Annotated in this window: 22 protein-coding genes and 3 pseudogenes; 8 read left to right on the top strand and 17 right to left on the bottom strand. The window is 58.4% G+C overall.

Translation table 11 applies throughout. The annotated features are described in order from the left end of the window. Window position 1 precedes the first annotated feature (1 nt). The 7 genes from ACJYUO_RS17740 to ACJYUO_RS17770 all read right to left on the bottom strand — a co-directional run bounded on the left by ACJYUO_RS17740 (window position 2) and on the right by ACJYUO_RS17770 (window position 9193). A complete protein-coding gene (locus ACJYUO_RS17740) occupies window positions 2-2554 on the bottom strand; it encodes a GcvT family protein (RefSeq protein ID WP_494346667.1) in 2553 nt (850 codons plus the stop codon). A gap of 179 nt (window positions 2555-2733) precedes the next feature. Then, complete coding sequence (locus tag ACJYUO_RS17745; protein ID WP_494346668.1) at window positions 2734-3627, bottom strand: bifunctional methylenetetrahydrofolate dehydrogenase/methenyltetrahydrofolate cyclohydrolase; 894 nt, start codon at window positions 3625-3627, stop codon at window positions 2734-2736. A gap of 434 nt (window positions 3628-4061) precedes the next feature. Next, window positions 4062-5336 carry an RNA-guided endonuclease InsQ/TnpB family protein gene (locus tag ACJYUO_RS17750; protein ID WP_494346669.1) on the bottom strand — a complete coding sequence of 425 codons (1275 nt, stop codon included), beginning with the start codon at window positions 5334-5336 and terminating at the stop codon, window positions 4062-4064. Then, on the bottom strand, window positions 5333-5713 hold the full coding sequence (gene tnpA, locus ACJYUO_RS17755; RefSeq protein WP_494346670.1) for an IS200/IS605 family transposase: 381 nt from the start codon (window positions 5711-5713) through the stop codon (window positions 5333-5335). The genes ACJYUO_RS17750 and tnpA overlap by 4 nt, the downstream gene beginning before the upstream one ends. 584 nt (window positions 5714-6297) lie before the next feature. Next, a complete protein-coding gene (locus ACJYUO_RS17760; protein WP_494346671.1) occupies window positions 6298-6867 on the bottom strand; it encodes an anthranilate synthase component II in 570 nt (189 codons plus the stop codon). Beyond that, window positions 6867-8375, bottom strand: coding sequence for an aminodeoxychorismate synthase, component I (gene pabB / locus ACJYUO_RS17765; RefSeq protein ID WP_494346672.1), 1509 nt, complete (start codon window positions 8373-8375; stop codon window positions 6867-6869). The genes ACJYUO_RS17760 and pabB overlap by 1 nt, the downstream gene beginning before the upstream one ends. A 524-nt stretch (window positions 8376-8899) precedes the next feature. Continuing rightward, window positions 8900-9193 carry a HalOD1 output domain-containing protein gene (locus tag ACJYUO_RS17770; protein ID WP_494346673.1) on the bottom strand — a complete coding sequence of 98 codons (294 nt, stop codon included), beginning with the start codon at window positions 9191-9193 and terminating at the stop codon, window positions 8900-8902. A gap of 299 nt (window positions 9194-9492) precedes the next feature. Between ACJYUO_RS17770 and ACJYUO_RS17775 the strand changes: the two are divergent. Further along, a pseudogene (locus ACJYUO_RS17775) lies at window positions 9493-10170 on the top strand (IS6 family transposase). 200 nt (window positions 10171-10370) lie between these two features. Beyond that, a complete protein-coding gene (locus ACJYUO_RS17780; protein ID WP_494346674.1) occupies window positions 10371-11078 on the top strand; it encodes a creatininase family protein in 708 nt (235 codons plus the stop codon). A gap of 747 nt (window positions 11079-11825) precedes the next feature. Here ACJYUO_RS17780 and ACJYUO_RS17785 read toward each other — a convergent pair. Next, a pseudogene (locus ACJYUO_RS17785) lies at window positions 11826-12347 on the bottom strand (IS200/IS605 family transposon protein TnpB); the annotation flags it as partial. Between the two features lie 331 nt (window positions 12348-12678). Continuing rightward, entirely contained in the window at window positions 12679-13401 is a 723-nt protein-coding gene (locus ACJYUO_RS17790) for a hypothetical protein (RefSeq protein ID WP_494346675.1), read from the bottom strand. 145 nt (window positions 13402-13546) lie between these two features. Here ACJYUO_RS17790 and ACJYUO_RS17795 point away from each other — a divergent pair, with 145 nt between their 5' ends. After that, window positions 13547-14128, top strand: a complete 582-nt coding sequence (locus tag ACJYUO_RS17795) for a helix-turn-helix transcriptional regulator (RefSeq protein ID WP_494346676.1) — start codon at window positions 13547-13549, stop codon at window positions 14126-14128. Between the two features lie 81 nt (window positions 14129-14209). On the opposite strand, the pseudogene ACJYUO_RS17800 reads toward ACJYUO_RS17795, so the two are convergent. Continuing rightward, window positions 14210-15512, bottom strand: a pseudogene (locus ACJYUO_RS17800) (RNA-guided endonuclease InsQ/TnpB family protein). Between the two features lie 288 nt (window positions 15513-15800). On the opposite strand from ACJYUO_RS17800, the gene ACJYUO_RS17805 reads away from it, so the two are divergent. From ACJYUO_RS17805 to ACJYUO_RS17815, 3 genes are all read left to right on the top strand, one after another. Beyond that, entirely contained in the window at window positions 15801-16280 is a 480-nt protein-coding gene (locus ACJYUO_RS17805; protein WP_494346677.1) for a hypothetical protein, read from the top strand. A 112-nt stretch (window positions 16281-16392) separates the two neighbouring features. Further along, entirely contained in the window at window positions 16393-16638 is a 246-nt protein-coding gene (locus tag ACJYUO_RS17810; protein ID WP_494346678.1) for a DUF6199 family natural product biosynthesis protein, read from the top strand. A gap of 261 nt (window positions 16639-16899) precedes the next feature. Beyond that, complete coding sequence (locus tag ACJYUO_RS17815; protein ID WP_494346679.1) at window positions 16900-17571, top strand: hypothetical protein; 672 nt, start codon at window positions 16900-16902, stop codon at window positions 17569-17571. A 201-nt stretch (window positions 17572-17772) separates the two neighbouring features. Here ACJYUO_RS17815 and ACJYUO_RS17820 read toward each other — a convergent pair whose 3' ends face one another. The 6 genes from ACJYUO_RS17820 to ACJYUO_RS17845 form a co-directional block, all read right to left on the bottom strand. Then, complete coding sequence (locus tag ACJYUO_RS17820) at window positions 17773-18438, bottom strand: HD domain-containing protein (RefSeq protein ID WP_494346680.1); 666 nt, start codon at window positions 18436-18438, stop codon at window positions 17773-17775. A 99-nt stretch (window positions 18439-18537) separates the two neighbouring features. After that, on the bottom strand, window positions 18538-18972 hold the full coding sequence (locus ACJYUO_RS17825) for a DUF5518 domain-containing protein (RefSeq protein ID WP_494346681.1): 435 nt from the start codon (window positions 18970-18972) through the stop codon (window positions 18538-18540). An 88-nt stretch (window positions 18973-19060) separates the two neighbouring features. Beyond that, window positions 19061-20191: a hypothetical protein gene (locus ACJYUO_RS17830; protein ID WP_494346682.1), complete on the bottom strand. Its 1131-nt coding sequence runs from the start codon at window positions 20189-20191 to the stop codon at window positions 19061-19063. A gap of 106 nt (window positions 20192-20297) precedes the next feature. Beyond that, window positions 20298-20585 carry a hypothetical protein gene (locus ACJYUO_RS17835; RefSeq protein ID WP_494346683.1) on the bottom strand — a complete coding sequence of 96 codons (288 nt, stop codon included), beginning with the start codon at window positions 20583-20585 and terminating at the stop codon, window positions 20298-20300. Between the two features lie 11 nt (window positions 20586-20596). Further along, window positions 20597-21097, bottom strand: a complete 501-nt coding sequence (locus ACJYUO_RS17840) for a hypothetical protein (protein ID WP_494346684.1) — start codon at window positions 21095-21097, stop codon at window positions 20597-20599. Window positions 21098-21204: 107 nt separating this feature from the next. Then, complete coding sequence (locus ACJYUO_RS17845; protein WP_494346685.1) at window positions 21205-21789, bottom strand: LURP-one-related family protein; 585 nt, start codon at window positions 21787-21789, stop codon at window positions 21205-21207. Between the two features lie 212 nt (window positions 21790-22001). Between ACJYUO_RS17845 and ACJYUO_RS17850 the strand changes: the two genes are divergently transcribed. After that, entirely contained in the window at window positions 22002-22394 is a 393-nt protein-coding gene (locus tag ACJYUO_RS17850; RefSeq protein WP_494346686.1) for a hypothetical protein, read from the top strand. A gap of 210 nt (window positions 22395-22604) precedes the next feature. Here the strand turns inward: ACJYUO_RS17850 and ACJYUO_RS17855 are convergent, their stop codons facing one another. Further along, on the bottom strand, window positions 22605-23201 hold the full coding sequence (locus ACJYUO_RS17855; protein WP_494346687.1) for a helix-turn-helix domain-containing protein: 597 nt from the start codon (window positions 23199-23201) through the stop codon (window positions 22605-22607). A 167-nt stretch (window positions 23202-23368) separates the two neighbouring features. On the opposite strand from ACJYUO_RS17855, the gene ACJYUO_RS17860 reads away from it, so the two are divergent. After that, window positions 23369-24169: an SDR family oxidoreductase gene (locus ACJYUO_RS17860; protein WP_494346688.1), complete on the top strand. Its 801-nt coding sequence runs from the start codon at window positions 23369-23371 to the stop codon at window positions 24167-24169. Window positions 24170-24447 lie beyond the last annotated feature (278 nt).

Genomic DNA, 24447 nt, shown 5'->3' on the forward strand with positions numbered 1-24447 from the left:
ATCACCGGATGATCTTCTCGCGCCCGGGGTCGAACAGCGGTTCGTCGCGGACCGTCGCGTCGTACGTTTCGCCCTCACACTGGATCTGGACCGCGGTACCAGCCTCGGCGTACTCGCTGGGCAGGTACGTGTAGGCGATCGACTCCTGGACCGAGTAGCCGAAGTCGCCGGCCTGCACGTATCCGAGAACCTCACCGTTCGCGAGCACCGGTCGACCGCCGAGCATCGCGTCGGTCGACTCGTCCAGCGTCAGACAGGCGACCTCGGTGTCGATGCCCGCCGCTTTGGCCTCGGCGAGCGCTTCCTTGCCGATGAACTCGGTATCCAGATCGACGGCGAAGGGAAGGCCAGCCTCGAGCGGATTGACGTCCGTGTCGATGTCCGTCCCCCACAGACGGAACCCTTTCTCGAGTCGCATCGACTCGAGCGCGCCGTCGCCGATCGGCCTGACATCGAGATCCTGGCCGGCCTCCCACAGGGTGTCCCAGAGCTTCCGCCCGTATTCCGATGGGGCCCACAGTTCCCAGCCGAGTTCGCCCACGTACGACACCCGGAGTGCAATGACCGGCACGTCGCCGACGTACATGCGCTTACAGCTGAAGTACGGAAAGTCATCGTTCGAGACGTCGGCGTCGGTGACTCGCTGGAGCAGCAGCCGGGACTTCGGCCCCCACAGCCCGACGGTGCATTTCGCCGACTCCTCGATGGTGACGGAGACGGTCTCCGGGGCGTGCTCCTGTAGCCAGGAGCCGTGGATCCCCGGCGAGTTGCCCCCGCCCGTGGTCACCATGTATTCGTCGTCGTCGAGGCGAGCCACGGTGAGGTCCGCGATCACGTTGCCACCCTCGTTCAGCAGCGTGGTGTAGCGAACTCGGCCAACGCTGATCTCCATGTCGTTGCTACAGACCTGTTGGAGGAACTCGCCGGCGTCATCGCCCTCCACCATGATCGAACTGAACGTCGTCATATCGTACATCGAGACGTTCTCACGGGTATGGAGGTGCTCTGCGCCCTCGATCGGCGACCGGTTGATCCCCTGCCACTCGTCTTGCTCGGGGATCTGGTCTTCGTACTCGTCGACGAGGTCCTCGTTGTACTCGTACCACTGTGGGGATTCCCAGCCGCCGCTCTGGAAGAACTCGGCACCGAGTTCCGCCTGCTGTGGATAGAAGGGGCTCTCGCGCAGTCCTCGGTGCTCGTCCGGTTGCCAGCGAGGCTCGACGATGCTGTATACCTGCTCGTAGCGCTTTCCACCGCGGTCCATGAAGAACTCCTTGTTCCCCGCGTGGGGTGCAAACCGTGCGACGTGGATGCCACTGGTATCGACTGGCCCGGACGGAAGACGGGGAACGCCGTTTTCCATCCACTCCGCGAGAATTCGACCGTACCCGCCCGAGTGCGTCCACCAGATCGCTAAGCCGGTCCAGAGGCCGTCGATCTCGGGCGTCTCGCCGATGACGGGCATTCCGTCGGGCGTGTAGACGAAGATACCGTTCTCGGTAACCTGGAACTCTTTGTCCTGTGTGGCGGGGAGGAGTTCGTCGAACGCCTGCTGCGGTGATTTGTCCCGGTTTGGATGAGTCGCTTTCGTCCAGTGTTTCTCGGTGAAACTGTGTACCGATGCCTGACTCTCGTCGGTGTTTTTCCCCATCTCCTCGGGGTCGACGACCAAGGATTCGTGGTTGTAGGACCCAAGCCCGTACCCGTCTCCGTGCGTGCGGAAGTACAGCGAATGATCCTGGTCGCGGCCAACAGGCCGATCCGGAGGCTGGGACATGGACTCGGTGATGGTTCGGTCTCCAGGAACCTCGAGACCGGCCGTCGCGTCACCGAGCGACGAGGCGTTCCCCTCGAGTTCCGGCAACGACTCGGTGACGACGTACTGGTGTTCGACGGGCGCAATCGGGAGGTCGAGATCGACCATCTGTCCGGTCTGATACGCCCAGTTGTTCGTCGCGAGGACACATCGATCGCACTCGATGCGCCCCCGGTCCGTTTCGATAGCCGTCACTTCGCCGTCGGTCGTCTCGATGTCCGTCACTTCGGTATTTCCGTAGAAGTCGGCCGCCGACTCGTTGATATACCACTGGAGAGCGTCAGTGCCGGCCACTTGCCCGTCCGTCGGCGAATAGTACCCGCCGAGGATCTCGTCCTCGTCGACGAGCGGCAGGTGCTCTACGACCTCTTCGGGCTCGAGGAGTTGCGGATCGGGGAGCCCGTAGGACTTGGCCCACTCGACACGACGTTCGAGGAAGTCCATGCGCTCTTCCGAGCGTGCGACTTCGATCCCGCCGACTTCCGTGTACACGCCGGCGTCTTTCAGGAGCCGGCTCGTGTAGTGAGCCGTCTTCGTCTGGATTTTCGACGGTGACGTCTGGAACATGATCCCCGGAGCGTGCGTCGAGGAGCCACCGGTCACCGGAAGCGGTCCTTGATCGAGGGCGACGACGTCTTCCGCCCCGAGTTCGGTCAAGTGGTATGCGACACTACACCCGACGGCACCCGCACCGATGACGACAGTATCTGCTCGTGACGGAACGCTGTCTGTGCTCATATAACACATCCCAATCCGGTGGATTCTCTTATAAGTGCAACGGTCATTTAAGTCAAAACCGGTTGACGGCACTGAGTTACGGCATAGGGTCGGCGACTCCACTACTAGCTAGAAATGTTACAAACGGTCCACAAAATGAAGTTTATGTGTTACTTTCGGGAAGCGCGAGCCACTGCTGGTCAGGGAAGATCAACGTCGACGTTCTCCTGCAGGCTGGCCGCCTTGACGGTGTTATAGAGCAACATCGCAATCGTCAGCGGGCCAACGCCGCCGGGGACGGGCGTAATCGCGCTGGCTTTCTCCTTCGCGCTCTCGAACTCGACGTCGCCGACGAGTTCGTACCCTTTCTCCGTATCGGCGTCGACACGGTTGACGCCCACGTCGATGACAACGGTGTCTTCCGATAGCATCGACCCGTCGATCAGTTCCGGGACGCCGGCGGCGGCGATAACGATGTCCGCGTTTTTCGTTTTTTCTGCGAGCGCATCCGTTCGGGAGTGACAGGTCGTCACCGTCGCGTTACCGAGATCGTCCTTCTGGACGAGGAGGTTCGTCATCGGTTTCCCGACGATGTTGGACCTGCCGACGACTGTGACGTCTTTTCCTGCCGTCTCCACACCCGTTTCGGCGAGCAGTCGTTGGATCCCGTGTGGCGTACACGGTTTGAGTCGGGGATCGCCCGTGACGAGTTTGCCGACGTTCTCCGGATGGAACCCGTCGACGTCTTTCATCGGATCGATCCGCTCGAGAATGGGTTGCTCGTCAACGTGGTCAGGGACCGGCATCTGGACGAGAATGCCGTGTACGTCCGGGGTTTCGTTCAACGCCTCTATCCGACCTTCCAACGTGTCCGACGACGCCTCGGCCTCGAGTTCGTGGTGACGCCCTTCGATCCCGATCTCCTCGCATGCCCGCTGTTTCATGTTCACGTACGTCTCGCTCGCGCCGTCATCGCTCATCAACACCGTCGCGAGACCGGGTGTGACGCCGTGATCGCCGAGTGTTTCGACGCACACTTTCAATTCTGCTTTGATTCGATCCGCAATCTCGTTTCCATCGATAATTTCTGTCATTGGTTTATCTCCGAGTGTCACTCTGCAGTGACCGTACCGTACCCACAGCTGGCGGTCGGCGCTGAGCGGGTACCCGCAGCGTCGGCGGTTGCAGGGTCATTCGGTAGCTGTAATTACTTTACGGGTAGCGAGGACGACCGGATTCTCCATCCTCGTTTGCGGGAAAAGCGGGGTGGTGTGCCCACCGCTGCCGGCATGATCGTATAAAATCCCGTCACTATCCACGTGAAGTTACTTTAAGCAATAGAGTAACACGTGACATGGCACCTCACCCGGTGCCTACACAGGATGAGGAATCTGGATCCTTCCAACGGTCGTTCCCGACCGCGGACTGTCCCGGATCTCGTAGCGCCCTCCTCAGCCACGGACCAACACGGGTCCCGTTGACATCCTCCCCGCGCTAAAGCGCGAGGATTCCTCCGTTGGGGGTTCGGCTACCGACCCACGGAGGCAACTTGCGGGTTCGTGCGCACTTCTTTGGGACTTTCGTGAGGGTGTGGTTTCCCCGACCATTCGTGGTCGTCCCACTCGAATCGCACGGGCCGTGCCATCGGCCTGACTTCTGTATCGCTGTTTTCTCGAAAGAACGTCTCTGACGCTATGAGGTCGGCGCGCCCCTCGAAGCCGCATGGGCACGTCAGCGTATCCCCGTGGCGAACTGTCTCCTCGTGGTCGCCACATTCGGGACACGTCTGACTCGTCCACGCTTCCGACTCGGCTTCGAGAGAGATGCCGTACTCCTCACAGACACACGCGAGACGGTGGATGAACTTCTTGAACGCCCAGAAGTTGTGCGTCTTCTCGTTCACCCTGACCGACCAGTGCGTTTCCAGCACGTCGGTCAAATCACCCACGAACACCGTCGCCACGCCCTCGTCGTACAGCCGTTCAACGAGGTCGCGTACCAGCGCATTCTGTGCGTGGTCACGGCGTTTCGTCCGCTGTCGGTACAGCCGTCGAATCCGTTTGGAACTGTAGCGTCCCTCTCGGAGTTTTGACTGTAGGCGGGCTATTTCGTCGGTCGTCTCGCGGAACCGTCCGAACAACTCTCTGCCGTCGTAGAGGTACTGGTTCCCAGTGGTCGTGGAACAGGCGACGAGATTGTTCGCGCCAACGTCGAGGGCGGCTTCTTCGGAAGCCAGTGGTGAATCCAGTCGAGAATCAGGCACGGTGACTGGCTGAAAAGCCCTGAACGTGTCGCTAACCTCGTCGTACTCAAGTTCCAGACGACCCTGTTTGCCGTCCCACTTCGGGTTGCCTCGGACTTCGAGGCGGAGTCGTTCGTGGTATCCGAGTCCGTATTCGTCTTTCAGTTCTTGCCCGACAGGGATTTCGAGACGGCTACGCTTGCCCCACTGAATCGTGTACTGGTTGTTTCGGATGTAGGTACGGAGTTCGCGTCCGTCTTCCTCGTTGCCCCAATACGACGGTGGGTTGGCGTCCTCGCCTTTCTCCTTGAGGGCGAAGAACGACCGCCACGCTTCGCTGTTCTTGCGCGTGACTTGTTGGACAGTTGCGCTTCCGACAACGCCGTTGTAGCGTCCTCGGTACTCGGAGGTGTCCCACACGTCGCCGTCACCGAAGTAGTTCTGACGACGTTCGTAGGTCAGTTCGTTCCACAGAGAGGCGGAGGCGTCGAGTAGCCGTAGAAGGCACTCTTTGTCGTTCTCGGTCTGTGGAACCACCTCGAAGGTGTTGACGCGCTTCATTCGTCGTCACTTTCCTGTTCAGCGATGTACTGTTCGACAGCGCCTTTCGACGCGCTTCCCGCTGTTCCGACGTAGTAGGAACGAGTCCACTTCACGCGGTCGTCGTACCGCTGGTTATCCTTCCGCGCCGAGATGCCCTTGACCCAGTTGACGATGAGTGACGTGGCGTTCTTCGGTGGACTCCCGATGAACAGGTGTACGTGGTCGGGCATGACCTCGGACTCGGCCAGTTCGAGGTCTTTGTCCTCACAGATTTCCGCGAAGATGGTTTCGAGACGTTCCTTCGTCTTCCCCGTCAGGTGCGGACGCCGATATTTCGGCACGAACACTATGTGGTAGTAGAGTTCGTATTTCGCATGACGGGTACTCTTTACCATCTATGCATACTATCATGATCGGACGGCTTAAAGATTGCGTTGGAACCCCGTCTATGCCATCGTCGGCGGTTGAATACTGTTGGTCGGCTTCATCCCCGCCCTGAAGGGCGAGGCTTTCGCCTCGCATTTTCCGTAACTAGACCCCCTCATCCACAGTCGTAGCGACGAAACAACCGTTCTACTATCGTAGCCACCGAACGTCACTACACACCTGACCGCCAGACAGCGTTTCGATCGGTGTATGATTCGTTTCGGTAGCTCCTATCGGTGCCCTTGCGATAGCCTAGCCATCGATCGATCCTCAACTTTCCAGTCGTCCGTAACACCGTGTTTCGGAACATCGAGCGCTTTGATCAGTGGCTGTCGACGGTCGTCGACACCCGTCAGCACGCGACGGAACTCGTTGATCGAACGGGACAGAAGACCGCCTGTCTCGCAGCCCTCTTTCTGTCGACGGTAGATAGACGGTTGTTCCAGAGGGCGATAGAATAACAGTGATATCACTGTGAAATACTGATAGGGAGTCGGCGATTCATTCGCGACCGTGAACGTCGCAGCGAACGAGATACCGTAGCAAAGACCGGTTATTGGACGGCCATCGAGCAAAAGTTCTCGACGATCCGCTTCCCTGCGTCGGTGAGGATACTCTCGGGGTGAAACTGGACGCCGACGTGTGGTCTGTTTGCATGCCGGACGCCCATCAGGATCTCGCGATCATCGTCCGTCCAGGCCGTCTCGATGAGACAAGACGGCAACGACCCTTGTTCGACGGCAAGCGAGTGGTATCGCCCTACCTCGAACGGATCGGGGAGGCCAGCGTATAGTCCAGCACCGTCGTGGCGTACCTCGGACGGCTTCCCGTGTATCACTTCGGGGGCGTGGCCGACTGACACGTTGTGAGCGGCACACAGCGCCTGGTGTCCCAGGCACACACCCAGCGCGGGGTAGTCGGTTTCGGCGAACACGTCGACAGAAATACCCGCATCTTCGGGTTTCCCCGGTCCCGGCGAGACGACGATCCCGTCCGGATCGAGCGATCGAATCCCCTCGAGGTCGATTTCGTCGTTTCTGCGGACTTCGACAGGGGCAAACTCGCCGACGTACTGGACGAGATTGTAGACGAAAGAGTCGTAGTTGTCGATGAGCAGGAACATCAGCGTTCCCCCATTACGCCCGGTGCCGTTTCGACAGCGAACGTCGCCTGATCGCCGAGCGCTTCGTCGACAGCGGTAACGAGCGCGCGGGCTTTGTCCAACGTTTCGGCGTACTCGTCAGCGGGATCGGAATCGTGAACGATCCCCGCACCGACACGGAGCGAGTACTCGTCGTGGTGGCGCACAAGTGTTCGAATGATAATGTTGAGTGTTGCTCGGTTATCGAATCCGAACAGACCGATACTGCCCGTATAGGGTCCTCGTCGGGTTGCTTCGACTTCGTCGATGATCTCCATCGTCCGGGGCTTGGGAGCCCCGGTTATCGTCCCGCCCGGGAACACCGCCGAAACCGCGTCGGCGAGGGTCGCGTCGTCTCGTTGCCGGCCACGTACCACGGAGACGAGGTGCATGACCTCCGAGTAACGGTCTACTCGTCTGTATTCGTCGACCCCAACCGTGCCGTACTCACACACCTTGCCCAGATCGTTTCGTTCCAAATCGACGAGCATCGCGTGTTCGGCACGCTCTTTCTCGTCGTCCCGGAGGTCCGCTTCGAGAGTCTGATCCTCTTCGGCCGTCGTCCCTCGAGGACGAGTTCCCGCGATCGGTTCCGTGACGAGTTCGTCGCCGCGAACTTCGAGCAAGAGCTCGGGACTCGCGCTCACCAGATCGAGCCCAGGGAACTCCAGTAAGCCCGAATATGGAGCGGGGTTTACCTGTCGGACGGCGCTAAACACGTCGACCGGATGAACGGCGGCGGGCGCGACCAATCTGTGAGAGACGTTCGCTTGGAACGTCTCCCCGTCGCGAACGTACTGCTTGATAGCGTTGACACGATCCGCGAATTCCGCTCTGCCGCACTCGCTTTCGAACGTGGCCCGCTCCGCCGTCGTGGGTGGCGTACGCTGGCGTTCTGTCCCCTCTCTCGCCGCCCGTGCGAGTTCCATCGCATCCTCGAGGCCCGATTCGTACGCGGCGGTCGGATCGGTGCCGACGACGGGACACGCGGTAACGTGGAGGGTGACTGTCCCGTCATCCCGTGGTTCTCGCCAGGCGGCCACGCGATCGAATACGCCCAGTTGCAGACGCGGTAGCTTTCGATCGTTGACGGTGGTGTCCGGAAGCGTCTCCAGTTCGCGGGCGATGTCATAGGATAGCCACCCGAACGCGCCGCACGGATACGGGACCGAACAGCCTCCGCGGACCAGCTGTTCGCGGTCGAGAACGGTATCGATTGCGGCTATCGACGGGCTTCCGTCATCCTCCGATGCGGTGTCGTGAGGGACCTCAATCTGCTCGACTGGAGCGACGCCGAAGTACCCCCATCCCGACTGTCCCCCGGTCGTCTCCACGTAGAACCCGTTGGACCCATCTCGAGCGCGCCGATACGCCGCGAACGGGTCAGAAACGGAGACGCGGACCTCGATCGGTACTCTCGCTTCTGGCAGTGCACCCTCGGCAGTAGCGAGGAACGACTCCCTCTCGGTAACGACTGTCGGTTGGCTCATGTGCGTGTCTCCTCCACCGGGAAGCTCCCAGTCCCGCAGTACGGTGTGGATAGAGCGGGTGTGGGGGCTAAAAGGTTAGTGCTGCCGCGACCGCACTTAGAAACCCACGTGAGCAATAGCCAATACAGGTACCGAAGCAGTATAGTAGCCACTGAAACGATTTACACACTGATCGCGACGCAGTCGTGCAATCAGGTGTGCAATGACTTTCAGTGGCTACTATACCTTTCGGGAGAATCGAACCCGCGTACTGGAATCCAACGACCGGTGATTCGTGGGTCGAGATGTCGGGGGAGTACAGTTTGTCTCCGACGTTCTCGAGCGGATAGCCGAACGATTTTCGACGGAAAACAAATCGTCTGGGTCAGAACCGCCGAGGAATCACGGACCGTCCAAGTGAAAACTCGTGGTGTCAGATAGGCGGTGTGACGTGGAGTCTATCCGTGTTGGTACACCCAGTCTACAAGGAGCCAGTCCAGGTCACCACCGATGATCGTGGGGGACTCTCTGCCACAGTATCCTGATTAGCTCTTCTTGATCAGCACTTGGCCGGTACTCTGAACGAGTACGGTGTAGCCATAGTAGGAAAACGTTATACAGCCCGCCATAGTCGCATCGTCGTCGGGTGCTTCGAATGCCGTATTGAGCGCCGTCGGATTGATGCTTTTGCTCAGGGACGGCAACTCTCCGGGATCCGCGTTTTCGTGTTCTGCGATCTTTTCCACGATCTGATCGCTTACTAATTCTGTTCCCTGCCACTCATGGCGGAGATGATGGGTCGTTTGGTCGGTCACTGGCTCCTTGGGTCTGCTACTCATACGAATACCATCCGCATTCAGAAACAATGACAATTAACCCGTAATATTACGGGGGTTTAAGACGTGTTTCGATACCGGATCCGAACGTCGGCCTGCAACTGCCATCTGTTCGAATTCCTTCTTCTATTGGAACGGAAACAAATCGAGCCACCCGGCACTGTCTAGTGTTGCTTCCAGATCCAATCGATAAGTACAGGACTGCTCTCGTCTGCTGGTTTTGATGCATCTATTCACGGCTGAAGAACCACTAGTTGAGTCAGTTTGAGAAGTGAGCAGGTCGTTGAGTAACTTGTCTAGAGATGCTCGCAGACCTGCTCAGTAAGAGCGATGATGCGGATTTAGAAGAATTGTGGGAGAACGAGCGGACGGCGACGCCCGTCAGGGCGTTCGCCGCCCGCCTCCACGAAACTGGCTGTTCACTTCGAGAGACAACAACGATTCTCGCTGAATTAGGCGTTGAACGATCTCATGGGGCGTTCTGGAATTGGGTGCATCGGCTGGCTGACAGTGGCTGCGACCTGCCAGAGGCGCAGCCGAAGCGGGTCGCAGTTGATGAGACCGCTGTCAAAATAAACGGCGAGTTGTCTTGGTTGTACGCTGCAATAGACATCGAGACAAAACTGATTCTTGATGTCGCGTTATTTGGTCGAGATGGCACTGATCCAGCGGCTGCGTTTCTGCATCAACTCGACGAGAAACACGATCTCTCCGAGGCTGAGATTCTTGTCGATCAATTCGGCTATCGGACTGCCCTTGCTCGGTTAGGATTGAGCGGTCGGGCCAACTATACCGACCGAAATCTGATCGAAAAGTAGTTTCATACCCTCAAAATGCGGATCGACCGCTTCCATAACTCGTGGGTAGGCAGTCGGACAAGCGTTCGCAAGTGGCTTGAACAATCCATGCATTACTACAACCGTCAGAGACCGCATCAAGCTCTCGGCGGAAAGACACCAGTCGAGGAGGTGCTGAACTAGACAGTACCAACGGCGGGATTCTCTCCTCGAAGAAAGATAGTGGACATCGGCACCGATCCGGACTGTAGGTGGCTGGACGTTCTTCGGTTGCAGGAGCAGTTGCATGGTGGATATGCTGTGACCGGTGAACTCCTGCCGAATCACAGCAGGGAAACTCCTTCGGACCTATTAAGCGGGTCACCAATCGAATCCACATGTAGATGGATCTCGAGAGAAATTCTTGGACGGAGATCGAGTCGGCAGCGCCGACGACGGCGCTCCTGCCGGTCGGCAGCACGGAACAGCACGGGCCCCATGCGCCGGTCGGGACCGACACGATCATTGCTCGCTCGCTCGCCGCTGCGGCCGATCGAGAGTGGGACGGGAACGCGGCCGTGCTCCCGCCGTTGCCGGTCGGGGTCGCCCCGTACCACGGTCGGTTTCCCGGAACGCTGTCGGTCTCGCCGGAGACGCTTCGCCGGTACGCCCGCGATGTCGTGGAATCCATCTCGGACTCGAGTGCCAGTATCGAGACGGTCGTCTTCGTAAACGGACACGGTGGAAACGGCGAGACACTGTCTCATCTCGCTCGAGAGCTGACCGAACTGGAATCGATCGACATGGACGTGTTCCGCTGGGAGTGGATGCGCGCTGTCGACGACCACGTCGGGCACGCGGGGACCCTCGAGACATCGATCCTCCTGTATCTGTGTCCCGACGATGTCGGGGAGCCGGTCGCCGGCGACGCACCGACGTGGGCGAGTACGGTCGACGGCGGGACCCTCCATCATTTCACCGATGAGTTCAGCGAGAACGGCGCGGTGGGCGACGCGACGGGCGCTTCCACAGAGCAGGGCGAGCAAACATTTGCGACCGCAGTCGACGCGCTCGTGTCGTTTCTCGACCGAGTTGCAACCGAGCAGTCGTGACCGGGTCGACCCGACCTGGACCTAATGAGGGTGTCAAAGCGGTCGTTCGATGATACTGGAACGGCGATCCGCCCGGGATGAAACGGTCGGTCGGCATCGAAGTCGAACCTCCCGTGGTCAGGATTTTTCGGGAACCAAATCACACGTATTACTCCGCACGATCGAGCAGCATTCGGTGTTCGCTGTCGACTCTAGTGACCGTCCGGTTCACACAGTATCGTAGGTATAGTGATATGCAGGGGCGATTCCAAGTCACTCGGAATCGGGAAGGGGTTGATAGTCTCATCGCCGAACATATCCACCGTCGCGCTCACCGCGTGACACGGCCGATCCAACCATCATCCCACCTGGCATTGTCCACAGCTCGCCCGGCGACGGTTGCTACCCCTGACCCGCCGGGCGCCTTTGTGGTTCTGACGGACCCGCTCTGGTTCCTTCTCGAGCAGTGACTGCTCCCGTGACTGGGACACGTATCGGACGCGAGAACAGCGGAGTTCCGTGTCCACTCGAGGTCTGCATATGCGAAAACTCCTCTCACAGCAGTGAATCGGTCGGGTCTGCTGTCCTTTCGATAGCGGATCGGAGTCGATAGTCCGATGTCAGTCGTCGGTTCGTCTCAGTTCGACTGTGATCGAGTCGATTACCGTCTCCGAATTCCTGCGGACGATGTCGATCCGATACGTTCGTTCTTCACCGGGATCCCGTGGCGGCGGGAGATCGTTCTTGTGCGTCGACTCCCGTCCCGTCAACGAGTTCGAGGCGGCCTTGCTCGCCGCGCCATTTCGGGTCGCCCGCAACTTCAACGCGAAGGCGCTGGTTCCGATTCAACCCCAGTTCGTCTTTCAACTCGGAGCCAATCGGAACTTCGAGTCGGGAACGCTTCCCGTATTCGAGTGTGTACTGGTCGTTGCGAACGTAGGTTCGGAGGACTCGTCCATCTCCCTCGTTACCCCAGTATCCCGGTGGCGACGGTCGTTCATCGAGTTTCCCGGCGTGGTACTTCTCGTTGCTACTGAAGAATGACCGCCACGCAGACGAGTTCGTTCGGATGATCTGTTGGGCAACCGAACTGCTGAGGACGCCTTTGTATTTGCCTTCGAGACTGCCGGTGTCGGCGTTCCAGACGTTTTCGTCGTCTTCGAGGAACGCTTGGCGACGGGCGTAGTTTGTCTCGTTCCAGAGACTCGCAGAAGCATCCAACCAGCGAACAAACACCTCCCGCTCTTTCGCGGAGCGAGGGCGAACATCGAACTGGTTGGTTCGCTTCATCAATCATCTATACGAAATGTTGGTTTGTAAGGGTATAGATTAGCGTTGGAGACTCGGCCCTGCTATCGTCGGTTGATTGTGAACGTTTTTGTCGGATTCATCTCCTTGATTCTCCGTAATTCGCTCGAGCCGTTCGTCTGCTCGTACGTTTCCCGATTGGGTGGCTCTCGTACTCCCACGATCTAGTCGGGTTCCTCCTCTGGAATCGTCAGCCACCGGTCTGTGATCTTGCGGTGTGTCCGTTATCGAAATACAGTCACCCTTCGGTCGATCCGACCGACAACGTGCCCCTCGTGGCAAAGCGAAACTCGGACGGTTTCGAACGGCGCTGTCAGTTCTCGAGATCGACCGTCTCCGACGAATTCAGTTCGTGAGTCATCGTGACCGTCGGCGAATCCCGCCGAATCTCGTCCCAATCGGTGATATCCGTGACCGTCCCGTTCGCTAAATCGATGTCAACCGTATATCGTAGCTCGCGGCGATCGGTGGCGTTGGGCTGTCGGATACGCACGTTTGCACGATCCTGGACGTAGCTGGGATCGCGCTCGACGATTACTGACCCGTCTCCGCTGTCGTCAGTGGTGTTGATGACGGTCATCTCGCCGTCCGTTTCGTTGATACCGGTGGCGACATCGTACGATTTCTGACTGAAATCATCAGCGGTCAGCTTCTGAATCGGTTCGACCGAGAGTTCGTACGCATCCATCTCGTTGAGTGCGTTTTCCATTGTTTCGTTCGTCATTGCAATCGTCCGCGCCCGTTCGCGTTCACTGTCGGTCAGCGGTTGCTCTTCGGTTGTTTGAACCGTGAACTGGCCGGTATCGGTCTCTTCGATCGTTATCTCGCTCACGTTGGAGAGATCGTCCACCACGGTTTCCGATTCGTCACCCGTCGCGAACGTGACGTTGTCCTCGGCGACGACGAATTCGGCCGACGTTCCCGTCGTTGCGAGCGGTTCGGCCACGCCCAAGGCAGTCCCCACTCCGGCTAATCCGACGCCGATCACGGCCAACCCGACGAGAACCAGCAGGCGCGAGCGAACGACTTCGTTCATACTCACGTCTTTGGGTGAAAGCCCTCATCAACGCTGGGATACACGCGTTCGAAACCAGTTGGAAACGCGTTTCATACCCGTTTCACGGCTGCTCGAGGCCATATAAATCGGTAGACATAAAGTTCCGGTATCGAATCGTTTCGCCATGGATTTCCGGTCCCTCCAACAGACACATTTGTTGGCGGCTGTCGTCTTTCTCGCCGCCGTCCTCGTTTTGGCCGTCCAATTGATTACTCCCTCTCCGGTAATGGTCTCGCCCGGTGAAAACGGCGCACAGGCGACGAGCGTCGGCGAATATTTCACCTACCGCGAGGTAGCTGTCGTCGTGGTTGCTGCCTTCGTTTGCGGGGCCAGTGGCACGTACCTCGTCGTTCACGATCAGACACACGTACTCGCCTCACCGGATCGGACGCCGACGGGAGCACGGACACAGCCGCGTCTCGAGACGAACGGTGGCACAACGCTATCGGAGCGACCACAGAGTCCAGGCGAGCAACCGGTAGCGGACGAAAAGCGGTGGGAAGAGACGCTCGAAAACCTCTCGAACAATCAAGAAACCATCTACGCGGTGCTGATCGAGTCCGACGGCGAACTGCCACAGCAGGAACTCGTCGAGGAAACCGACCTCTCGAAGGCGACCGTTAGCCGCACCCTCGACAAACTCGAGTACCGGGAACTCGTGGAGCGACAGCGGAACGGCATGGGGAATACGATCCGACTGCAGTGAGTAAACTACCCTACCCTACTTCGCTTACCCCATAGGGGGTTCGCTCGTTGAGGGGAGGGCTTTGATGTGGACTCCTGACAATCAGTCTCCGGCAATAGGCCGGTGACTCTCGCCGTTCAACATCCCACCATTCACACGCACGTCTACTGGTGTCGAAGGAAATCTCCGATTTCCTGACCATTGGAAAGCTTCGCTTTCCAAGACGTCTCCGCTCCCCGACTTGGGCGAGGAACGGAGTCTGTGTTTCCGCTTCCGGGCGTACCGGAGCCCGATATTCTTCGCTGCGTTGTAGTCCGCGTTCACCTCGTAGCCGCACTTCTGGCACTCGAAGTGTTCGCCGTCACGGTTCGCTTCGTGTGTGAACCCACAGTCTGTCCGAGAACAGCGTTGAGACGTGTGGTTCGGCGCAACCTGCTTCGCCGCGACGCCGCGTTCGGCGGCCTTGTACTCGACATACTCGAACAGGCGACGGAACGCCCATAAGTGGTGCCACTTCGCCTGTGGAAGCCGCTCACGGATGTCCGTTAAGTCCTCGAATACGATCACGTCGCACCCGTTCTCGACGGCTTCCGTAACGATCTCGTTAGCAACTGTGTGGAGGTACTGCTTTCGACACGCTTCTTCGCGCTTGCCGAGGCGAAGAAGCGCGTTGTGCGCAGCTTGCGTTCCACGCTGTTGCAGATCACCGCGTCGCTTCTTGAACTCACGGCACCAATGGTCGTAGTCGTCTCCCTGCCAGAAGCGCCCGGTCGAAGCGACTGCAAGGCTGTTGACGCCGAGGTCGATACCAAGGACTGTTTGGTGCTCAGTATCTTCCGAAACCTCGGACTCGTCATCGTCCGAATCGTGCTTCCGAGTCGTGATGTGGAAGTAGAACTCGTCGGTCGCCTTATCGTATTGCAGTGTGCTCGCCCGGAACTCAAACTCCTCGGACAGCACGTACCGTTCGTATGGTGTGGGGCTGTCCGAGGGAAGTTCAAAGGCACACTCGACGCGCCCGTTGACGGTTGAGAGGGACACGCGGTCGCGGTAAAAGGTCGCGCTTCGCTTGTCATAGAGGATACTCCATGACGTGAACTCCGGCTGGCTCACTCGTTTCCCGTCCTTCCACCGTTCGACGCATCCCTTGACAGCTTGGACGGCGCGTCGAATGGCTTCTTGAACGAGGTTCGCGGTGAGGATCGGTTTCCTCGCGGAGTTCGTCGTAGAGCGCGTCCCGTGCGGTCGTATTGGCCGTGATGCACTCTGTGTAAGAGGCGTTGGACCAACAAAACTCGGCGGCGCGGTTGGCACAGTGGAGGAACTGACGGGCGGATTCGTGGAGGTCGTTGCGACGCTCATCGGGAACAATGAGTTTGACCGGCGCGGTTCGACGAACCTCCATGTTTCAGATTACTGTCGGATGGTACTTATACGCTTGGGAGTCGGGTGGCTACCGTCGTGCGGTTATGTCGTCCTTTATCGGTTTCCTCTCCGACCTACTCGCTCGCTTCACTCGCTCCTTGAGGTCGGAGGCTCCACCTCGAATTATGCTGAATATCCAGTTAAGAGGGAACTGACAGCCTGTTCCCTTTGTTACTGACGCTGTGTCCAGCCATCCAACTACACTGTCTCCCACCGCCTTCTTACAATATAACAACACATTTTGCACTTCGGATAGACCCCCCCGTGTATGCCCTCCAGACGAGACGTTCTTGCAGGCATCGTAGCGGGAGCTACCGGAGTGTCGGGTTGTTTGGCGTCCGACACTGTGAACGGATACGTCCAACTCAAAAGTATTGAGGGCTGGCGGCTGGACGGCAGCAACGAGACCGTACTGGATATCGCATATAGCGATCGCGAAGAAAGCGTGAACGGCCACGTTTACGAGCCGTGGACCGAGTACGTCGATAACCCCGATCGACCGACAGTCTCGGAGATGTTTCACGACGAATTACGTCAGACGTACGATCAGCTCTGGTACGTAATCGGCGTCTGTAGCGACCAGTGGGACACCGGCGATTCCACGGGGTGTCGCAACGACTTCACAGATCGCAATAATTTCAATCAGGCACAAGTCTACGACCGTGTGGAAGCCTCATACTCAAAAGAAGACGAATACATTGAAATTCATGATGTCACCGGTACTCAAACACCATCAGAGACACAATAACGCAGCCTAACCGAGACGAGTTTTTACTGATGTGTGAGAGGCTGAATTGTAAGGAATAGGTTGATAACGTATATCGAAAAATTCTGTTTATCTGAATAGAATACCCACCGGCATGGTCCCTACAGGCTTCCAATTGTTCCAGTTAGTGTTCCAGCTAATAGCCCTCTTCATCGCAGTCTTCGCGCTTGCGATGGCTGCGTTTCCTCGTCAGCTGACCCGATGGCAGATGCGTGGCCCCGACAGTACTACACAACTCGAACCGAGTCGGATGCGTCTTCTCATGACGCGTCTCATGGGCATCTTTGTCGCGGCTATCGCTCTCCTCATGGCGTTTGGGAGTCGTGTGATATTTCCCTGAAACAGCACTGATCGAATCGGCGACCAGCGATCTGGTGTGCTTTGTTTTCCAGTGGTTAGTCTCACTCAACAGTCTCGTAGGCTAGCAAAACAGCTTTCAAACGCGTTTTGAACGGCTTTCGTCCCTCTTTCAATCAAGGACTATGAGGTCTTTCAGACGATGTGTAAGCGAGGCGAATCGGGACGACACGGCCGTGGTCCCCCGCTGACCGACACGCGGAGATCGGCTCTCCCGTCTCGGTTCGCCGCCAAATTCGAACCCATGCGAAACACCGTACTCACGCTCGCGGTCGTGGCAGTGCTTGCTCTCAGTGCAAGCGGTGTCGCCGCCGCGAGTATCGACTCCCCGAATGCCGACGCGGCGTCGGCAGCCGAATTGCCAGCTAACTACACCGTCGATGTCAGCACCCCCGACGCGGTGAGCGATGCGGAGGTCGACCACGCGATCGAGACTGCGTGGGCGAACGACGACGTCCGGAGCGCCCTCGAGGACGGCGACGATGTCAGCTTCGAGGTTTCAGTCTCTGAGTCTGACGACGATATCGTCCGCGTCGAGGTGTCGCCACAAGACCCGACGAAAGGCTCGCTCGTCATCGCCCACGTCGATATCGACCAGGGGACGGTCACGTCGGTTGACGAAGCAGTGACGATCGACGCCTCGGACATGAACTCGACCTCGATCGATGACACTGACTACGACATCGTGTCGGCTGACGGCCACGAACCGGATCCGGACCACGATGATGCGAACGGTGACGAGAACGCAACCAACCATACCGCCGACCGGGTGACCGAACTCTCGCTCAGTGAGAGTTCGATGGAGTCCGTCGAAGCGGGAACGTTCTCTATCCAAATCAGTACCGGCGACGAAACGTCCTCCAATGCGTCCATCGAGGAAATCTTTCCGATCGGGCCTGGGGATGAGACCGGCTGATAACAACTGAAATCGACTGCCGCTACCACCGGCCGTCACCTCTCTTCCCCTGTCTTTGAGCCGTACGTCATCTCGTCGCCAGCGAGACGCCAACGCAACCGACCAAACCCCCGATCTCGGCATCTCACCTTTCCTTTCGTTGCCTTCGCCACCGACTTGGCTGGCGTATACAACGGCGTGCTATCGGTGAAACCCGTCGGATTATCGCTCCCCGTCGACACCGATTTCCGCATTAAACCGTGTGAAAAACTCCGTCACGAACTCCCACCGGGACGCTCCGAGTTCGCAACCGGGTTCCGTGTACAGGGCCTCGAGTCGCTCTTTGGCCCACTCTCGGAGGAGCGAAACGTCAGGTCTGTCGGCGGGCTCCATACCGAGTTGCGACGGATCGTCAATGACGGCGTATGCCCCGCCCGCGCGACCCGACCGCTCTCCGACGATACAGGCCAGTCGAACGAGTCCGCGCGCTCCGATCGCGTCTAATTTGTCCGCGTCGAAGAGTAACTTCGCTTCAATCGACTCCGGCTCCGGGGAGGTGGCTCGAATGCTGTGCGATCGCAGGCAGTGTTCGATCGCCTCGATTTCGTCGGCCGGGACTGATTCGGCCGCAAGCAGTTCCGTCGCTTCAGCTGCGGCCCACTGCCCGTGGTTTTCGATCTCTCCAGTTCGTTCCCGCGGCCGGCCGATGTCGTGTACCCAGGCCGCTGCCGACAGTACGTCTCGATCCACGTCTTCCTCGCACTCGTTTGCTAACCGAATCGCCAGATCACGGACTCGCTTGGCGTGGAATCGATCGTGTGCCGGGAGGGCATCTTCGTAGTACGGGACGGACAACTCTCGAGCGAGGGGGCCGAGCTTCAGCGTCATTGGAGACGAGGAACAGTTACTCTTCAGACAGTATAGTAACTATGAATGTTCGGATACCTTCCCGGTGACAAAACGACGCGTCGGTGGCAGGATGTCGTCTCAACCGCCGGCAGCGGGCGGGCGACGGCGACTACCGCGGTCGGCGAGCCAGCCACCGACTCGTGCGCCAGCGATACCGACGAGCGCGGCGAGTCCGAACGCGAGTATGCCGACGACAGCCGCGAACCCGAGCAAGAGGGCAAGTCCGAGCGCGACGAACCACGCGGGACCGCCCAAGCCGCTCGAGGCGGCGAGGAGGTCGACGAGGAGCCAGGCTGCCGGTAGCCCACCGATGAGGCCGGCACGGACGCCGACACCGCTATTCGATCCGGTCGCGCGCTCGGCCAGGAAGCCGGCGAGAAGAGCGCCGAAGAACACTGGTGCGAGCGACAGTTCCGACCCCGTTTGCCAATAACTGGCTGCAGTAAACGGAATCGAAGCGAGGCCCCCGAGGAGGGCGTACTGCCACGTTTCGTTCGAACGGAATCCAATCATAGTCACGTGTTCAATAGTTGTCTGTATAACATTTGTGGGTTTATACTTCGGCGGTCGATCGGTCGACGGATCGGGCCGCTCGAACATGCTACGGGTAATAGCGCTCGCGGTGGATCTCTCCGCGCTCCTCGCTGTCCGTCAGCGTCACGACGATCTCGTCGCCTTCCGCGTCGATACCGACCGTGAGGTGCGTCGCAGTGTCCGCGGGTTCGATCGACGCTTCGTCGCCCTGAACCGTCGATGCGACGACGATCCGGTCGCCGGTCTGCTCGCCCGTAAACTCGACTCGAGCGGTCGCGTCGAACAGTTCGGTATCGGGTCGTTCGTCGAACGAAACCTTGTCCACGGCCCGATCGGCAACCGGGTACTGCTCGCGGTGGACGGGTCGCGTTTCGCCGTCGACCGTGGCGGTGACAACGACTTCGTCGCCGTCGGGATCGAGCGAGAGATCGAAGTAGTCGATCACCGTCGGCGTACTCGACGATCTGGACGAGTAGGCAGTCTCCGCTTTGGCGGTAACGCTGTCGGCCACCGGTGAGTCGACTAACTGAACGCGAGCGCGGTCGGCCTCGGGGTCGAATTCGATGTCCTCGACGACGCGCGCATCGAACGACGACGGCGTCTTCGACCCGTCGGTGGCTTCGATTCCCTGTGCGAGAATCGTCCACTCGCCGTCTGCCGTGACGGTTACGGCGCTGAACTCGGTCGTCTCACCGCTCTCGTCGGTCACCGAGACATCGACGACTGCGGTCCGCTCTCCTTCGAGCGCGTCGGCGACCGCGTCACGTTCGATGCTCGAGGCCTGTAAGACCGGAGCCGAGAGGACGGCGCTGGGTGTCACGTCCCGGTCGGTGGTCTCGGTCTCGATCTCGGACACGGGATCGTCTTTCAGCAGCCACGCTTCGGCGGTTTCGGCCTCGAGGGTGTCCGGATGGAACGGGTGGATGGGGTGGAAGTACGCACCGACCTCGGCCGGGTCGGTCGCCTCGGCGCTGGTCTCGACGTACTGTCGGAGCAGCGTTTCGGGCGTTCCGGAGATGTCGTCGGACGAGGGTTGTGTCTCGCTGTCGGGTTCGGACTCGTCGGTCGGCGCGTCATCCGCGTCCGCGTCGGGATCGTCGTCGTTCGTCACAGCATTGCTGAGACAGCCGCCGAGAGAGGCGCTGGCCGCGATAGCGAGTCCGCTGAGGTACCGTCGTCTCGTCGTGGGGGGAACCATTCCGATTCGGGATTGCAACTGTTCGATGATTAACCCGTACGCACAATTTCAGCGCCAGAAACACTCGCGGGAAATCGCCACTGTCGGCGACTGGAAGGGACCACTATTATCGTCGACGGTCGGTGAGGAAACCGACGCAGTCCGCAAGCAGACGCGATAGAGAGGTACAGAGGGCCGAAACCACGAGCGCGACGGCGGCCGTGGTGACGAATACGACGACCAGTCGGAGCGGAAGACCATCGACAAGCGTCTCCGCAGCGATCGCTCCCGACAGTCCCGCGACCCCGCCGCCGACTGCTCGCCGCCACGGCGACTCAACGCGGATGGCCGCGTACAGTCGGCGGTACCGTTCGATCGCAGACCGGATGGCACTCGGGACGGACGAATCGGTCACGAGCAGTCCTCTCACTGTCCGAAGTCCGAGAGGCTCTCACCGACGCGGAAGCCGATCGGTTCGTCGACTTCCTCGGAGCCGAGCGCGACGGCGAGCATCTCCTCTTCGGGATCGTCGATCGTCACCGTCTCGCTCGCACCCGATTCCCCGTCGATTTCGGTGTCGTCCAGTTCGACGGTTACCTCGTAGTCTCCCGCCCCGTCCCACACGTCGTCGTATACCGCGACCGACTGTTCGTCGTCTCCGTTACTTTCGTTGTCCTCGGAGTCCGATGGTGCGATATCGAACGTCTCGTCGAGCGCGGTGTCGCCGTCGGGATCGACGACGACGATGGAGCCGCTGACTCGCTGGTTGGTTTCGTTGAACACGTTGACCTGCTCGAGCAGCTGGTTCCCGATGAAATCCATCACGGCCGTACAGCCAGCTGTTGCCGCCAGTGCCGCTGTGGCGCCCGCTGTAAGTACTGTGCGTCTGGAGAGCGAACCGCCGCCGTCGGGTATCTGCGCAGTCATATTGGCGTTCCTGGCCTGAACAATCGATCGGAGTACAGTAAACGGAGACGACGGTTCTCTCGACGAGAAACACCTTCGCGGGAGTCAGCACCCGTAGCTCTGGGGAGTCAGTGCCCTTCGATCGCGTCGATGACCATCGCGGCAGCCACGACGGGTTCCCGCGGGACGGTGCTGGCGTCGTCGATTCGGATGTCGTACCGGTCTTTCATCGACAGCTGACCCGAGATCGACCCCACGTGACCGCCGTCGGCGTCCGTGATCTCGTAGTAGTGAGGAATCAGGTTACCCAGCAGCCCCCGTCGAACCAATCCGACGAACTTCCGGGACATGATTGCAGCCAGTTCGGCGTCGGTCTCGGGGTCACGGATCCGCCACGTCGCTCCTGTTATCTGCTCGAGCAGCGAGTACTCGTGATCGAGCACGACGATATCGTCGCCGCTGCGGGTGTCCGTGAGAACGTACTGTCCCTCGTAGTCCCTGATCTGTTGGGCATGTACCATAAATACGTCCTCGCCGTTCTCATCGACAAACGTGAATTTCTCTTTGAGCTTGAATGTCTCCTGTTTCCCCTCGAGGACCGTGTTTCCGCAGTTGTCCAGTGCCTTGTACTTGTTTCGAACGAGATTCTGTTCAACGATGTAGTGGTCGTCCGAGAGATCGAGCCCCGCGATATCGTATTTCGATGTGCCCATAAACGCCGGTACGGCTGCGTCGACAAGAAAGAGACCGCGGTATCTCTCGTCGTGAAACGCCATCGTCTCCGTTGTGGGAATTGATATTATTAGATAGAGGGCGTCATAGACCGATTTACATACACTGTGTGACTCCCAAACGATCGGTAGGTATAGAAGCGGGAGCTAGTAAATCGGAAAGATACTTATTGAGGGTAAAAAATGACGTGTCTATGAAACGTCGAACCGTCCTCCTTGGAGCTATGGCTGGAATAACCGGACTGGCCGGCTGTTCGACATTGTCCTCCTCCTCAATGCTTACTATAACTGTATTCAGTCACGCTGACAGTCCATACACGATTGAAATGAGCCTCTTTAGAGGGGGTAATGACTTGTCTCGTAGTGAGGCAACGGTATACGACACGAGCATTGATGTAGAATCACAGGGGCAGGCACGACGGGAGAATATTGCTGAGGCCCGTCCGTATCTTGTCCGGTATAGCGTGTACGAGAACAACGACAAACTAACCGACGACGACCACATCCACTACTACCCGCCCAACAACGACGACAATGAGAGCTTGGTGTTTGGTATTGATTCAACGGGGACACTCATTCATCGATGAACAGTTTGTACCACTAACTCGATAGTCTTGTAGTTGCCAGTATAGTAACTATACGCCCTGTATCCAGCTTACTTGCCGTACTTCTTCTGAAACTAGCAAGAAACATAGAGTTCAATTCGCATCTATACTGATCGTTCAGTGCAGTCAAAGGCGTTGTGGTGCCGTCATCATCTTCGCAACAATTCCTTCTCCGGAAAACTGATTTGAAGACTATATCTCTCTGGCGAACTGTGCACGAAGTACCCGCGACTCTGCTTTCTGCAGATGTTCTGCGGCGGTACTCGGCGCACAGTTGAGTTTGGCGGCGATATCCTCCTGAGTGGCCTTCTTAGGAATATCATAGTAACCCAGTTCTAGTGCCGTTTTGACAGTGGCTCGCTGGCGTTCCGTGAGACGTGCCTGAACGGCAGCCCTCGTTCTGGCGAGACCACCCACTGCGTCGATAGTCACATCAACTGGAACGGAAATATTCGTTACCGCATCCTGGATTTCCTCATCTGGACCGAAGATCGAGAACGCAACCGTCCCGTCGGTTTTATACTCTACGGGCGGAACAACGACAAGCCCACCGGTGGAAATGGGGCGAAACATCTCCTGAAGACGATCGGTTGTAGAATCTCGAACGTACACGTAGCAAGACTGCTCATTGATACGTTCTATATCGTAGCCGACGACCTCTGGTATCTCTTGTATCGCCGCCTCAAGCGCATCGGTGTCTCCCACAACGTAGTGGAGGATTCCTAAAGCGTCACCGGTGTAGTTCCACTGCAGTGCCGTCGCCCGCTCAATGAACAGAGCCTTAGTCATCACGCCATACATCGGGTGAATGTCTCCCTCTCGCCCGTGAGCCGTGATACGAACCCGGACGTGTTTCATAGAGGGGAGTATGATGACTTGCACTTAAATACGCCGAGCAATTTCGGCAGTATCCATTCTGCCTCGGAAACGAATCAAGAATTGTGATTCGAACACTGGTGACCGGCGCAACAGGAACGCTAGGGACAGCCCTCCGATCACGGCTCGCAGCGACAGATCACATCGTTCGAGCGGCGAGCCGTGAACCTCCGGAAGAGAGCGGCGAAGATATCGAATGGGTCGAACTCGATCTTATTGACGGCGGAGGTGTCAATTCAGCGCTCGCAGATATCGATGTCGTTGTTCACGCTGCGACGGCCCCACGAGGAGACACGGAAGGGGTTGATGTCCGAGGGACGAAACAACTTATAGCGGCAGCTGAGGCAGCTGATGTGACGAACTTCCTCTATCCTTCTATCGTTGGAATTGACAATATTGACTTCCCCTACTACGAACACAAACGCGCCGCTGAGAAGGCAATCGAAGCCAGTGGTGTACCGACAACCATCATTCGTGCAACACAGTTCCATTCGTTCGTTGCGGAACTACTCGGTTATGTGGCGAAGCTTCCCGTATGGCCTCTGCCAACGAGGATGCAGGTTCAGCCCATCGATGTCGGCGACTTTGCTGATGTCATTGTTGATCACGCTACGCTGGTATCGAATGGTCGAATTGACCCAGTTGGTGGTCCGAAGGTCCACTCAGTGGGGGAACTCGCACAGACCTACCGCGATGTGCGTGGCCTCCGACGTCCTATTATCAGGTTCCCGCTACCGGGAGAAACCGCGGCGAGTTTTCGCGCCGGTTATGCAACCTGTCCCGAACATACTGTCGGAACAGTCTCCTGGAAAGAGTGGCTCACGGAGCGGTATGAGAGTAGGGCAGGAAAAACGACTGCCAATACCCAGTCGTCCACGTAACTACTAATTGGGCGATAGACCTGCTTCTCGCCGCAGTAATCAGTCCTCTGTGACTGAGGATGCACATACGTGGCTCACGACGCAGCGCCGGTCTTCCGACTGGGAGGAAGCGGTGGTGCTGACCGAACCAATACTATGACTGATAAACCCTCTGTATTCAGCACGACTCGCCGGACAATATCTGAAACTGGGAATAATCTCACTGGTCAATTTGCACACCTACGTCTCGGCCGGTTCAATGACATATGGGTAAATGATTCCCTGAGAACCGTTCTGTG

The sequence above is a fragment of the Natrinema sp. CRL1 genome, from assembly GCF_059162405.1.